The organism is Thiospirochaeta perfilievii, assembly GCF_008329945.1.
Classification (GTDB): domain Bacteria; phylum Spirochaetota; class Spirochaetia; order DSM-2461; family DSM-2461; genus Thiospirochaeta; species Thiospirochaeta perfilievii.
In genome coordinates, this window is record NZ_CP035807.1 from 1,859,829 (window position 1) to 1,873,482 (window position 13,654).

The 13,654-nt window shown below is 32.2% G+C and carries 13 protein-coding genes; 4 read left to right on the forward strand and 9 right to left on the reverse strand.

Annotated elements, in window-relative coordinates; genetic code table 11:
- Positions 1 to 295: 295 nt before the first annotated feature.
- The 3 genes from amt to EW093_RS08425 are packed head-to-tail and all read right to left on the reverse strand — an operon-like array spanning position 296 to position 3,861.
- The gene (gene amt, locus EW093_RS08415) at positions 296 to 3,049 is read right to left on the reverse strand and encodes an ammonium transporter (RefSeq protein WP_149567973.1); all 2,754 of its coding nucleotides are present in this window, start codon (positions 3,047 to 3,049) and stop codon (positions 296 to 298) included.
- Positions 3,050 to 3,052: 3 nt separating this feature from the next.
- Positions 3,053 to 3,499, reverse strand: a complete 447-nt coding sequence (locus EW093_RS08420) for a chemotaxis protein CheX (RefSeq protein WP_149567974.1) — start codon at positions 3,497 to 3,499, stop codon at positions 3,053 to 3,055.
- The gene (locus EW093_RS08425) at positions 3,496 to 3,861 is read right to left on the reverse strand and encodes a response regulator (protein ID WP_149567975.1); all 366 of its coding nucleotides are present in this window, start codon (positions 3,859 to 3,861) and stop codon (positions 3,496 to 3,498) included. Before EW093_RS08425 ends, EW093_RS08420 begins: the two co-directional genes overlap by 4 nt.
- Before the next feature lie 177 nt (positions 3,862 to 4,038).
- Between EW093_RS08425 and EW093_RS08430 the strand changes: the two genes are divergently transcribed.
- Together EW093_RS08430 and EW093_RS08435 are read left to right on the forward strand one after the other, a co-directional pair.
- Positions 4,039 to 5,142, forward strand: a complete 1,104-nt coding sequence (locus tag EW093_RS08430; RefSeq protein WP_149567976.1) for an aldo/keto reductase — start codon at positions 4,039 to 4,041, stop codon at positions 5,140 to 5,142.
- 107 nt (positions 5,143 to 5,249) lie between these two features.
- Entirely contained in the window at positions 5,250 to 7,085 is a 1,836-nt protein-coding gene (locus tag EW093_RS08435; protein WP_149567977.1) for a methyl-accepting chemotaxis protein, read from the forward strand.
- On the opposite strand, the gene EW093_RS08440 is transcribed toward EW093_RS08435, so the two are convergent.
- The 6 genes from EW093_RS08440 to EW093_RS08465 all read right to left on the reverse strand — a co-directional run bounded on the left by EW093_RS08440 (position 7,072) and on the right by EW093_RS08465 (position 12,499).
- Positions 7,072 to 7,611, reverse strand: coding sequence for a flavodoxin family protein (locus EW093_RS08440; protein ID WP_149567978.1), 540 nt, complete (start codon positions 7,609 to 7,611; stop codon positions 7,072 to 7,074). The two genes, EW093_RS08435 and EW093_RS08440, sit on opposite strands and share 14 nt — an antisense overlap.
- A gap of 43 nt (positions 7,612 to 7,654) precedes the next feature.
- Positions 7,655 to 8,017, reverse strand: a complete 363-nt coding sequence (locus EW093_RS08445; protein WP_149567979.1) for an MliC family protein — start codon at positions 8,015 to 8,017, stop codon at positions 7,655 to 7,657.
- The gene (locus EW093_RS08450) at positions 8,017 to 8,352 is read right to left on the reverse strand and encodes a hypothetical protein (RefSeq protein ID WP_149567980.1); all 336 of its coding nucleotides are present in this window, start codon (positions 8,350 to 8,352) and stop codon (positions 8,017 to 8,019) included. The genes EW093_RS08445 and EW093_RS08450 overlap by 1 nt, the downstream gene beginning before the upstream one ends.
- A gap of 123 nt (positions 8,353 to 8,475) precedes the next feature.
- Entirely contained in the window at positions 8,476 to 9,420 is a 945-nt protein-coding gene (locus tag EW093_RS08455; RefSeq protein WP_246745097.1) for a tocopherol cyclase family protein, read from the reverse strand.
- Between the two features lie 50 nt (positions 9,421 to 9,470).
- Positions 9,471 to 9,914 carry a hypothetical protein gene (locus tag EW093_RS08460; RefSeq protein WP_149567982.1) on the reverse strand — a complete coding sequence of 148 codons (444 nt, stop codon included), beginning with the start codon at positions 9,912 to 9,914 and terminating at the stop codon, positions 9,471 to 9,473.
- A 53-nt stretch (positions 9,915 to 9,967) separates the two neighbouring features.
- A complete protein-coding gene (locus EW093_RS08465; protein WP_149567983.1) occupies positions 9,968 to 12,499 on the reverse strand; it encodes an AMP-binding protein in 2,532 nt (843 codons plus the stop codon).
- Positions 12,500 to 12,594: 95 nt separating this feature from the next.
- Between EW093_RS08465 and zupT the strand changes: the two genes are divergently transcribed.
- On the forward strand, positions 12,595 to 13,401 hold the full coding sequence (gene zupT, locus EW093_RS08470; RefSeq protein WP_149567984.1) for a zinc transporter ZupT: 807 nt from the start codon (positions 12,595 to 12,597) through the stop codon (positions 13,399 to 13,401).
- Positions 13,402 to 13,412: 11 nt separating this feature from the next.
- Positions 13,413 to 13,592, forward strand: a complete 180-nt coding sequence (locus EW093_RS08475) for a DUF1801 domain-containing protein (RefSeq protein ID WP_281283510.1) — start codon at positions 13,413 to 13,415, stop codon at positions 13,590 to 13,592.
- Positions 13,593 to 13,654: the final 62 nt, after the last annotated feature.

Genomic DNA, 13,654 nt, shown 5'->3' on the forward strand with positions numbered 1-13,654 from the left:
TTATTGATAATGTATGTCGATCCCTATATGCAATTAAATTATTTAAGAAGAATTTCCGATTTTATTAATTAGACTGATATAATAAGAAAATAATACAAAAGTACAGGATTTATTTGCCACAATCCTCCCCGCACTCTATTAAAACTTTGTTGATATTATTATACTTGCAGATTTTTTTATTACAAGCTAAATAATGCATTTAAAGTTATAGCAATTACATCAACTACAGTTTTAGGAACTATGATCTATCTTGTTAGAAAAGGGAATCACATTAGGCAGTCATAGCTCCGTTTTTTTAAACTGTAACTACCTCCCTATTTAAAATTTTAGGAATCTTTATAACAAATTGACAACCAACATCAGCTCTACTTCTAATTGTTATACTCCCATCTAAGTCTCTAATTAGGTTATTAACAAGGGGCATACCTACTCCCTTCCCTGCAACAACATCAGCTTTTTTAGCTGTAGATAACCCCTGCTTAAATATAAGTCTAGGAATAATATTATCTGAAAGTTTATCAAACTGTTCTTTTGTTATAATTCTCTCATCATAGGCCTTTTTTCTTATATTTTGTAAATTTAAACCCTCTCCGTCATCAGAGAAAACAAGATGTAGAGTATCTTCACTCTCCTCTACTTTAATATAAATTAAACCTATTGCCTTTTTACCTAATGCCACTCTCTTTTCACTTGATTCGATGCCATGGTAAATTGCATTCCTCATAAGCTGAATTATAATATTTTGAATAGGCTTAAACTGTTCCTCACTAAATTTTTCAATACTAAAACCATCTAATTTCAACTGTACAGCCTTATCGTATTTTGTAGAAAGTCTAGAGCACATCTTAACTAAATGCTCTTTTAAATAGTTATCAGTATTATGAATACTACCTCCATTAGCCTGAAAGCCCGCCCACTTACTTAATAACTCCTGGATCTTATTAAATGTATTTTGTAACTCACTAAATTTAAGTGTTAATGGAATAAAATCCTCTGTATCTATCTCACTACTTTTTAAAATCTTCTGCATAGATAGCTCTAACTCTTCCGCTTTTTCAGAGATAAAATTCAGTTCTAATAACTCAGCATCACCCTTAATTCCATGACTAAGCCTAAATGCTTTCTCTAGTTTATCCCTTGAAGAATCACTCCCCTTTTGGAAGATAGAGTTAATTTCAATAAGATCTTTATTAGAGAACTTAAAAAACTCCCTTAACACTGTAGGTTCTACGTGGAGAATTTTGTAGAGTAACTCCATCTCTATATGACTCTTTTTTCTTGTATGCTCTATCTCTTTATTAAGTTCAAACTCTTCTGAAACATCACTAACCATAACTAGCAGATTTATAATTTCACCCTTTTTTTCTACTCTTTTAAAGTTAAAAACTAAGTGTTTAGTTCTAAAGCTTCCCTGGTTATTATCAAAGTAGGCATCGACTTCCCTTAAAGGGTTTAATCGTTCCACATGACGCCACTGAGTCGCGGGATTAAAAGCGACATCTAAAAAGTCTTTAAATAAGTTTTTATCAACTTCTAATAATATTTTCTCTATAAAAGTAATAAAACTAAAATCAGCTAAGGATTTCTCCTCTAAAATAAGCTCTAAACTCTTGGAATAGTATTTTCCAATCCCTCCATTTTGAGAAAGTAAGAAAATTCCATCACTTACGTTTTCTAAGATATTTAAATAATCCCCTTTCTCTACTGTGTTCTCCTCTAACTTATCCAAGACTTCATTATATATTCCAGCAATTTGCCCCACCTCAGTAAAAGGTTCAACAGGGGCTCTTAAAGAAATATCTCCAGTTGATGCTTGATGATGCAAAACAGTATAAAGATCAAAAATCTCTGTAGACGTTCCGTGCTCAGATTTATTTAATCCATCGATCTCTTCTTTTAATCCAATTCTTAAGGGATAAATTTTATTTAATAAAAACAAAAAGACAAATGAGATACCAAAGGCCCATACCCCACAGGTAATAATACCTACAAGCTGAATTATTATTTGACCTCCTCTATTTAGACCAGTATTTAATATATCTAAATTTCCAAAGATACCAACAGCCAATGTCCCCCAAATTCCAGAGGAAAGATGGACAGGAATTGCTCCAACAGCATCATCAATTTTTAACTTATCGAGCACCATAGTTGATAAAAACATTACAACACCACCTACTAACCCAATTACTATTGCTTGAATTTCTGTTACAGAATGTACAGGAGCAGTAATAGCCACAAGTCCAGCTAATGCCCCATTCATGACTAGGGTTACATCAGGTTTCTTTAATATTGGCCAACCAAAAGCCAGTGAAGCAACCATACCTGCAGAAGCAGAAAGTGTAGTTTTTAAAATAATGCCAGCAACTGTCGAATCCATTACTAGGGTAGACCCACCATTAAATCCAAACCAACCAAACCATAGGATTAAAACACCCAAAACAACCATAGGAATATTATTTCCATTTATTGGGACAGGGATACCATTATTATCATACCGACCAGTTCTCTCCCCAATTATTAATAAAAAAGCAAGGGCTACCCATCCTCCAAGGCTATGAACAACTGTTGATCCTGCAAAATCGATAAAGCCCAACCTACTTAACCAGCCACTACCGTTACCATTAATTAGTCCACCCCAAACCCAGTGTCCAAAAATCGGGTAGATTATTGCAGATAAAAATATAGTTGCTATAATATATGCTCCATACTTAACTCGCTCAGCAATTGCTCCAGATACAATAGTGGCGGATGTTGAGCAAAACATTGCCTGAAATAGAAAAAATGCTGCAACCCATGTATTTTTGGCACTGAATAGAAAGTTGTCTCTTCCAATAAACCCTAGTTTAGTTTTTCCAAACATTAAACCAAACCCTATTGCCCAAAAAAACAGTGTAGAGACTCCTAAATCTGTTAAATTCTTAATTGAAACATTTATACTGTTTTTTGACCTAGTCAAACCAGACTCTACCATTGCAAAACCAGCTTGCATTATAAAAACAAGACAAGAGGCGACAATTATCCACAAAATATCTAAAAGATTTGTCTCCATACTCTACTCCAAACCAATTGCAAGATGACAATCATTATATTGCCACTCTATAGGAATTATAAATACTGGAGGATTAAGTCTCATATCTATATTTTCAACCTGTCCCTTTAAAACTATAGGAACTGATATTAAAAAAGTTGTACCAAAAAACTCTCTCATATTTCCACTTATGGTATTTGTCATCTCTCCAATTAGATCATAAAGATCATCGTCTTCGACCTTATCTCCCTCTAAAAGATAACCACCAAACTCATAAAGTAGTTCCTTTGGTGCAGTAAAATAGACTCCACCTTTTCTAGCTCCAGAAACTCCAATTATTCCTGTAAAATCAAATACTCCTGTAGACTCATCCTTTATAAATGGAAGACCCATTTTTGCAGCAATACCTGTAATACTTTCAAAATACTCAGTAACAATTTTAATAAAAGCTTTTAATTCCGACTCTTTCATACCATAATCCCACAAATAAATTTAATCTCTTCTTGAAGCTCACTAGCAGTAAAAGGTTTTGGTAAGAAGCCCATAGCCCCTTTTTTTAAAGCCAGTAATCCTGTTCCATAGTCACTTAATGCACTAATAACTAGAATCTTTGTCTCTGGAGCAATCTTCAGGATCTCTGTTAAACAGGTTAATCCGTCCATTTTGGGCATTGTTATATCCAGAGTAACTAAATCAGGTTTTTTGGATTTACAAATCTCTACTGCCTCTTCACCATTACAAGCACTACCAACTATCTCTAGTTTAAATTCCTTTAAATATTTATTTATAGCTCTACGCATAATATTTGAGTCATCAACAATTAGTAATTTCATAAACTCCTCCACATCTCTAAACAATGCAAAATCCATGCCATATCAACATTTATGTGAAATTTATATAAAAAGAGAATAAATCCTACAAAATAGTATTTTGAATCTGTTTTTATTACATTAAGGTAACTTGGGTATAAGCTGAATCTAATGTATCCTTATATAAACAGGAGAATTTTTATGTTGTATAAAATGTATGGGAAAACAGGAAAAAGAGTTTCTGCCGTTGGTTTTGGTGGTATGAGATTTGATGAAACAAAAACAATAGAAGAAAACGCTGAAATAGTACGTTATGCAAGCTCAAAAGGAATAAACTACTTTGATACTGCTCCAGGTTATTGTAGTGATACAAGTGAAGATATTTTTGGAGAAGCTTTTAAAAATATGCCTAACCCATTTTATGTATCAACAAAAGGAATGCCTACTACATACGATACAGCAGAAAAAGCAATTGATGCAGTAAAAAAATCAATTAAAAGAATGGGGCTTAAAAAGATAGACTTTTATCATATCTGGTGCATTAGAAAATCGGAACACTATGAACTAGCAATGAAGCCTGGTGGCCAGTATGAAGGTTTACTACAGTGCCAAAAAGAAGGGTTAATTGATCATATTGTTTTATCTTCCCACCAAAATGGAAATGAAGTTAAAGAGATATTAATAGACAAAAAAATCGATGGAATCCTGTTAGGTGTAAATATATTAAACTTTCCATATAGGTGGGAGGCTGTAGAAACAGCTTACAATATGGGTTACGGTGTTGTGGCGATGAACCCATTAAGTGGTGGAGCCATCCCAACCCATGAGAAAGAGTTACAATTTTTAACTAACGGCAAGGAGACAGCAACAGAGGCAGCTCTACGTTTTGTAATATCATGTCCACAAATAACTATAGCCTTAAATGGTTTTACAACAAAGGAGCATATAGATACCGCATGTAAAATAGCCAATGAATCTAAGCCCTTTGAGCAGGATGAGATAAAAAGAATAGAGAACCTTGTTGGGGAATCTATGAATGAAGCTTGTACAGGGTGTGGTTACTGCGATAAGTGTCCCCAGGGAATAGCCATTCCAAGCTTTTTACAATACTACAACGAAAAACATGTTTTTCACAAAAGTGATAAAGAGATGAAGGAAAATATTGTAGGAGCATATGAGTGGGGGATCCTTGCAGGGAAAAAGGGAACTGCAGCGGACTGTACATCCTGTGGTCTTTGTGAAGATGAGTGTACTCAACACCTACCTATAATAGATAGACTTAAAGAGATAACGAGCTGGACTTAAATAATTGTGCCCAAAGCACAATTATTTGACTTGTGACATTTTAGCGTTTATTATAAAAGGATATTTCTATCATTTTTATAATAATTTTTAGGAAATTTGGAGAATAAATGAAAATTCGAAGCAAACTACTACTTTTAACATTTATAATGATTATATCTATATTTTTATCCGTTGGTGTAAATGTTGGAGTAGGGATATTTACAAACAAAATGCAATCAGAAGAGAAAGAGTTAGTACTTCTTAGAGATCTTATGTTACAACAATCAATTGAACTCTCAAAACTACTTCATAGTAATACTCCTACAATAATACAGTATAAAACTCTCAAAAATAGAATTGATGAGACTAACCAAGTAATAGATCGAGTAAAAGTATTAAAGGTTCTACCAAAACTAAATAAAACAACAGCAGATGCCTTTGAATCCATAAAGAAGTTAGATGTATTATTAAAAAAATCCTACGAGAAACTATATGCAGAAACAGATGATTTTATAGCCACATTTGATAAGAATGATACATCTTTTTCTATATCAAAAATTAATTCATATAAAAATATGGATAACTTTACAAGGATTATGTTTAGGGCCAACAGGGTAACAACCCAGGGTTTTACTGTAGATGTTGCACTAGAGGCATCTTCATCCCTTCTATTAGAACAGAGTGGTATAATTAATAGAGTTGTTACAAATTACAAAAAGATATCAAACTTTGTATCCCTTGGAGTAGCGTTAATATTTATTATTTTATCAGTATTTATATCCCTAATAATATCAGGTAAGATATCCAAATCAATAAATAAATTAAGTAGTGCCCTTACCATTATGTTAGCCGGTGACTTTACCCATGAGATAAAAATTGACTCGAAGGATGAGTTAGGACTACTAGGTGATGAAATAAATGTATTCCAGGAGAACCTAAACAAGTCGCTAATTAGAATTAAAGCGTCATCTAGAGCAAATGAGGATGCAAATATTGGTTTAATTGAAACTACTGCCGATTCATCTGCAGTTTCAACCCAGATATCAGCAAATATAGACTCTATTAACTCCCAAATGCATCAACTTGATAGTAATATTGCCAAGTCTAATGATGAAGTACAAGACGTTAGTCAATTTACAAATAAGCTAAATGACTTTACATCAGAGCAGATGGCAATGGTTGAAGAATCAACAGCTGCAATAACAGAGATGATAGCATCAATTTCTAGTATTTCAGACTTAACAAATAATAACTCTAAAATTATAACAACCCTAGAGTCTACAGCTAAAGAGGGTGATAATAAGCTAACAGAAACAACAGATCTTATAGATGAAATTAACTCTACAGTAAATGAGATTAACAGTATGTCAGAAATTATTCAAAACATCTCAGATCAGACTAACCTTCTAGCAATGAATGCTGCTATTGAGGCAGCCCATGCAGGGGATGCTGGTAAAGGTTTTGCTGTTGTAGCCGACGAAATAAGAAAACTTGCAGAAGCCTCTGCAATGAATAGTAAAGATATTAGTAAAAACCTTGATGATATTACTAAAAAGTTCGAGAAAGCATCCCTTTCTGGACAGAGTACAAGAGAAGCTTTTACTAATATCAATGACAACATTAAAAATGTATCTAGTGCTCTAATGGTAGTAGCATCAAGTACTACAGAACTTGATACAGGTGGTTCACAAATTTTAGAGGCTATGGAGAGTCTTAAAGAGATTTCAATAGCTGTACAGGACAAAGCCTATGAGATGAAGTCAAAGGCTGAGAATATAAATAACATCTCATCGGATGTATTAAATATATCCCAAGTTGTCTCAGGAGCCATAACAGAGGCAAACATAGGGTTTACCGGTGTTACAGACTCCATGAACTCTTTAAAGGATGTTTCAGATAGGGTTGGTGTTGTAAGTAAAGAGATAAACCACGAATTAGATAAGTTTAAGACTAAAGAGTCTTAATAAAATTATCTAACCTCTTTTCTACAGAAGAGTTAATAGTATCCTCAGATAGACGTGTATTCATCATAGCCTTATCATCATTAAGTTTATCCTGGGGAATTACTAAACCTATTGGGAATGCTTCAAAGTTTATTAACTTCTCTCCTAATAGCTCTTTTAATTGATTATGAGTTGATGAATAACCAAATTTTTCATCCTTTTTATCATCACTACTACCACAACAGCTAGCAAAATATACCCTAGAAATTACAGCTTTATGCTTACTAATTAAATCTGAGATAGGTGATAAAACTTTTCCAAACCATATAGGTGAGCATATAATTAAACGACTATAATCATTTAAATCAATATCTAACCCTTTGACACCAAAACCCCTATTAAAAGCTGTGGATAAAGCGATATATAAAAATGAATTAAACCTTGGTTTAACCTCTACAACACCACAGCCTAATTTCTCTCCTATTTTTTCTGCTAAAAAACGGTTACTCCCTGTTTTCGAATAATACAGTACTAAATTTTTCTCCATATAATATCTCCAATATTTAATTTTTTAAGGGGTAATCTGTCTGCTAATCACTTATAACAGTACAATTTAAGACTCTTTTCCACTTTCCATTGTCCCCTAGTAGTTCAATAAATGCGGACTCCCCCTTTGTCCACCAGACTATAAAATCATTACCATACTTTGATCCTGACGCAGAGACCTTATTCATAAGCGTATATTTTTCACCATCTGGCAGGTAAACCTCAGCAAACCAAGAGCTCTTATCAGGTAGGGAGTAGTATTTTACTGTGATAATATTCCCATCTTCACAACTATAGTTAGCGCTGCGTTCATAATTAAGAACTAAATCTTCCCTATTTATAGTTGTACATCCGTAAAGAGTAATAAGAATAGTTAAAAACACAGTTATATTTTTTAAAAACTTCATTAAATCCTCACAGAACCTTTTTTAGAGTTTACTCTACCAAGGGAATATCCAACAAATGGACCTAATATTATTGCCATTGACAACATTGGAATAAAATCCTTTGGATTTGTTGCAGAGACTGCTAAAGCCATTGGTAACATTAATAATACGGAAATGATTAAACCGTTTAAGATACTGTTTTTCACAACTTTAGTAATTGAAATTATATAAGTAGCAACTAACCAAAATGCAACAATAGAGAGCATATTAAAAAGTGGGGCATTAACAAAAAACAGTGGAATCAAGTCTAATACCCCAGCAAATAAACCGATAAAAATAGTAATTAAAATTTTCATAACATCACTCCTAAATATTTAATTTAATGTTTAAAATGACCAGTAACTTTAGCCATAAATAGTTGTAGTTGATAACCATCCTCTAGATATAATACTATTTTAACAATAAACTCTTAACATAGTCTATCTTCTTGTTATTTTACTAAATATACCCTCAATATCACCTACTACTTCAAGGCCTCCACCCATAGTTTTACCACTGTATAAGCGCTCATTCTTCCAATACAACTCGACCTCTATAACAGAGTTAATCGACTCTTTAATTGGTCTATTCATAGAACCTTTAGTAGGAGCTTTCAATACACCAACACTACTTTGTAGAGCCTTTATTCTTAAGAGATACCCCCTTTTTTTTAATTCAATTACAAGTCTTCCATCAACAATAATCTTATTAACTCTACTAAAATTATATGTTGAAAAGTAGTGAGTTTTGCCTCCTACATTGAAAAAACCTAAAAAACCAGGAAAATAACTACCTAGCCATGGAATGTGGGCAAGACTCATCATTATAGAGACATCAGTTTCTTTAAAAGAGTTCCCTTGTAACCAAACCCAGGAACTTGGAAAACCTGTTCCCCAATCCTTCTCTATATACCCCTTTCCATCTAAATAATCTGTAACTATACCATTTAGCTCTACATATCCTCTTATTGTGCTATTTAGAACAGAAACACCATGATAACACTGCATAAAGGGAATAAAAGAGAAAGGCCCCATAATATTTGGCCAGAAACCCTTATATTTAACTATATTCAAAAAATTTAAATCCGCTCTTAGGTTTGGAAGATCAAGAATTATCTTTTCTTCAGAAAAAAAGTTATTATTAATAGATATATTAAGCTGTTTTCCCTCTAAAAACTTTATGCTACCTATATCAAACCTATAATAGTTTGTATAACCAACATTATCATTTATCTGAATAAAACAGTGGGGGTCTTTTTTATCCTTAGAGAGTCCAGGTATTACTGCAAAAACTCTGTCTCCAGTGTTATTTACAACCTTAAAGTACCACCCTTCAAAGTAGTTATTCTTTTTTAATTTACCTTGGTACAGTATTGGATTTTTCATGTCAATCACAACTTTTTGTAATATATACAATCTTTTTCATTTTTTACCCTTTATTTTAAGCAGTTATATAGAAAGATAATTACTGCTATAAAAAATACAACAATAAAACTTATAATCATCATTCCAAGGGTTTTTGAGTAACCGGCTGGAGTTATCTGACCCTCGCCATCCATCTTTTTTATTGATGGATAGAGTCTAGTAAAGAATGTCAAAATTGAAAATATTAAGGCTATAACGCTAAAAACCTTTGTCTCATCACTTCCTGTTATTAATATACCAATTAATAAAACTATGAATATTAATTTTGTGCCAGCAACCCAATTTATTAAATAGGTTACAAGTTCAAAAACCTCTTTATCTTCCTTTGATTTCTCAAATGCCTTAAAAACACCTAGGCCATTTCCTCTCTTTGTTCCTGGTGTTTTATACAGCATTATAACATTTAATAACTCCAATACTAAAAAAACTATAATAACAATTGATAGAATATCCATAAAGACCTCTCTATTTATTATAACATGTTATTTTAATATTGAACGATTTTACACTAAACTGCTATCTCTTTTTTAATTGAGTTAAATAGTGCCTGATTCATCTTATCTGAATCTTTGTAATTTTCTGGTTTTAAATGTTTTAGAATAGTCAATGAGATTCTCTGTTTTGTAAATATTTTAGGGAAAAGAGTATTTGTAGGAAAAACTTTATATGCTCCATTTATAACCATTGGAATAATATTTTTCTTTAGCTCCTTAGCTAAAAATACAGCTCCCGTTTTAAATTCATTTAATCGGCCATCCTTAGTTCTAGTTCCCTCGGGAAATATTACTAAAGTTTTACCCTGTCTTAAAATATCTGCACCAGCTTTTAATGCGGGCATTGTATTACTCTTTCTATCAACAAAAATATAGGATATTCCAGGAAAGATAAACTTAAGAAATTTTAGCTCTTTCTTCGCAGTAAAAAACATATCTTTTCTAACTTTATAAGATAATGAGCTTAAAAGTATTAAGATATCTAGAAGAGATTGATGGTTTAAAGCCACAATACTGTTATTAAAGTCAAACTTCTCCTTTTTATGAACCTTAACCTTCCAAAATAGTAGAGATAAAAATCTAAAGATTATCAATAAAAGTTCAAAGAGAGGGTTAAAAAAGGATACCGATTTAGTTGTAATATTCCCATGTATTAACTCATCAAAACTAGTTCTACCCTGACTAATAGGGCAGCATTTAAGATAGTTTACCAGCTCCTCAAGGTTATTTAACCCTGTAAACTCCACCTCAGAAATTTTAATTTCTAATTTTAATTCCAACTGAACAATTAAATTCATAACCCCAAGGGAGTCAATATTAAAGTCTGATAACTGTTGTGTATTGTAAATTTTATCAGCTTTTAGCTCATCCTTTAAAATTTCTATTATTTCGTTTTTTCTACTCTCTACAGAAGTAAGCTCCTTAAGTACACCAGCCTCAGTCTCTCCACAGTTATATAAACCAGATTTTAGGTTTTGTATAATCTTACTATTTATATTTGTTCTCTTTGTAGTTTTAGGCAGTGCAGAGATAGATATTGCAAAATCTGATATTTTTTTATACGTAGGAAGGCCTTTATTTAAACGTCTAATTTCATTTTTCATATCACTATAAGTGGTTAATGGAGATTTTGGAACAATAACAGCATAAGCAATTTCTGCTCCATTTTTTATTTGCCCAAATACTGCAACTTCATCAACTAGGGGTGAATCAGAATAGAACTGTTCTAACTCCTCAGGATATACATTTTTACCAGAATCTAATACTATTAAATTTTTCTCACGTCCAGTTATATGAATTTCTCCATACCTATCTTTGTAACCAAGGTCTCCAGAGTTAAACCATCCTTCATTATCAAATACTTCAGCTGTTGCCTCAGGATTATTATAATAACCAGGAAAGATATTATGTCCTCTAAACCAAACCTCTCCTATACCCTTATCGTTAATATTTTTTATTAACATCTCATTCCCAGGTAGAGGTCTACCCGATTGACCAGGTTTATATTTATTTCTATCAGAAGCGCAAATTGCAGAAGTGGTCTCTGTTAATCCATAACCCTCCATAATTTTAAAGCCCATATTATAATAATAGTGGTAGTACTCTTTTTTTAGAGGTGCACCACCTGTTATTAAGAAATCTATATCCTCACCAAAAACTTTTTGAACCGGTTTAAAAATAGCTTTTGGAATAAAACCTAGTCCTAAAAACTTAAGAATATGCCCGTGTTTTAAGTTAAACATAAATATTGAGTACTTTAATCTAGATGCTGATTTTACCTTGTTAATTATTCCGTCTAACATCATCTCCCACAATTTAGGGACTGCCGGGAATACATTTATCTTATAATCCCTTAAGCTTTGTAGTATAGCAGGAGCTGTTAATGATGGTTGACATATATAACCACATCCAACACCAAATGTTGCTAAAAAAGTAGAATGCAATCCAAATATATGATAAAAAGGCAACATACATAAAACTAAACTACCCTTTTTAACTTGTACAAATTCGTTACCACCAATTGATGCTTTATACATATTACCATGGGTAAGCTGTACTATTTTAGGTTTTCCTGTAGTTCCAGATGTATAGAGAAAAGTTGAAACATCTGTTTCTAGTAAATCTACAGGATAAAAATAGTTTATAGTTCTTGATCCATCAAAACTTATATCTAGAGACTCTACTCCATCAAATGTAATGTTAAAATCTGATGATATAAAAATCCCTTTAGCATCTACTTGATCCAACATAGTTTGGTACGTTTCACTATCTAGGTTAGTATCCAATGGTAGTGCAATTACTCCTATTGAAGTTAAAGCCATATAACTTATTAACCACTCTATGGAGTTAAGTGCAAGTATTCCTACAACTTCTCCCTTTTTATATCCATTTAATTGTAGATATCCCGCCCGCTCTTTCATTATTTTAAAAGCATCGCTATAATTTAAGTCTTCACCATTGAATATATTGTTAGAATATTTTGAACATGTAAGTTCATAAAATTTATAAAGTGATTTTAGTTCTTCATATTTATTTTCTATTAACATAGAATATTAATATATGAACTAATATATATATAATCAATGAAATAAAATGACATTTTCCAATTAATGTCATTAATGTTTATAAACAAGGAGCCTAAATGGAAAACTCAGTACTTTTTGCATTTTTATTAACACTATTAGCTGGACTCTCTACAGGTGTAGGAAGTCTTATTGGACTAATGTCTAAAAAATTTAACCCAAAAATATTAACACTTTCTCTAGGCTTCTCTGCAGGTGTTATGATCTATGTATCAATGGTTGAAATATTTGATAAGGCAAAAATATCATTGATAGAAACCCTCGGAGAGAGAGAAGGGTACATAACTACAGTTATATCTTTCTTTGCTGGAATCTTTATTATTGCTTTAATAGACAAACTTATACCAAATTATGAAAATCCCCATGAATTAAATGTTGCTAAAAAGATTGAAAATTCATCAGAGAAAGAGAAGTCTAAGCTACTCCGAATGGGAGTTTTTTCTGCATTAGCAATTGGTATACATAATTTCCCTGAGGGTTTGGCTACATTTATGAGTGCGTTATCTAATCCCACCCTTGGAATAAGTATCGCAATAGCAATAGCAATACATAATATCCCTGAAGGTTTAGCTGTTTCTGCACCTATATTTTATGCTACAAAGAGTAGAAAAAAGGCGTTTATATTCTCCTTCTTATCAGGTTTGGCAGAACCTATTGGAGCACTTGTAGGTTATTTTATTCTACGACCTTTTTTTACCGAAACTACATTTGGAATTATATTTGCATCTGTGGCTGGTATAATGATCTATATCTCTTTAGATGAGTTATTACCTACAGCAGAAGAGTATGGAGAACATCACATTGCTATTGGGGGATTAATTTTAGGAATGATAGTAATAGCTATTAGCCTAATTTTATTTATGTAGTTTATACTTATATTATAAAGGATATAAAAAATATATTAATATTAAGTGCATTTAAAGAGTATGCCTCTATTAGCTTTTTTAAAGGTGCACTATTGAAAGATGACAAAGGGTTATTAATTAAGCCAACAGAAAATACTCAATCTAATAGACAGTTTCGTTTTAAAACAACAAAAGAGATCATAGACCTGTAGCTAACAATTGACCAATATGTACAAGAGGCAATTGATATTGAGAATTCAGGTCAAAAAATTTT

Bases quoted from the DNA above. Each gene is read 5' to 3' on its own strand.
- amt (WP_149567973.1), bottom strand. From the start codon at position 3,049: ATGGAGACAAATCTTTTAGATATTTTGTGGATAATTGTCGCCTCTTGT.
- EW093_RS08420 (WP_149567974.1), bottom strand. From the start codon at position 3,499: ATGAAAGAGTCGGAATTAAAAGCTTTTATTAAAATTGTTACTGAGTAT.
- EW093_RS08425 (WP_149567975.1), bottom strand. From the start codon at position 3,861: ATGAAATTACTAATTGTTGATGACTCAAATATTATGCGTAGAGCTATA.
- EW093_RS08430 (WP_149567976.1), top strand. From the start codon at position 4,039: ATGTTGTATAAAATGTATGGGAAAACAGGAAAAAGAGTTTCTGCCGTT.
- EW093_RS08435 (WP_149567977.1), top strand. From the start codon at position 5,250: ATGAAAATTCGAAGCAAACTACTACTTTTAACATTTATAATGATTATA.
- EW093_RS08440 (WP_149567978.1), bottom strand. From the start codon at position 7,611: ATGGAGAAAAATTTAGTACTGTATTATTCGAAAACAGGGAGTAACCGT.
- EW093_RS08445 (WP_149567979.1), bottom strand. From the start codon at position 8,017: ATGAAGTTTTTAAAAAATATAACTGTGTTTTTAACTATTCTTATTACT.
- EW093_RS08450 (WP_149567980.1), bottom strand. From the start codon at position 8,352: ATGAAAATTTTAATTACTATTTTTATCGGTTTATTTGCTGGGGTATTA.
- EW093_RS08455 (WP_246745097.1), bottom strand. From the start codon at position 9,420: ATGAAAAATCCAATACTGTACCAAGGTAAATTAAAAAAGAATAACTAC.
- EW093_RS08460 (WP_149567982.1), bottom strand. From the start codon at position 9,914: ATGGATATTCTATCAATTGTTATTATAGTTTTTTTAGTATTGGAGTTA.
- EW093_RS08465 (WP_149567983.1), bottom strand. From the start codon at position 12,499: ATGTTAATAGAAAATAAATATGAAGAACTAAAATCACTTTATAAATTT.
- zupT (WP_149567984.1), top strand. From the start codon at position 12,595: ATGGAAAACTCAGTACTTTTTGCATTTTTATTAACACTATTAGCTGGA.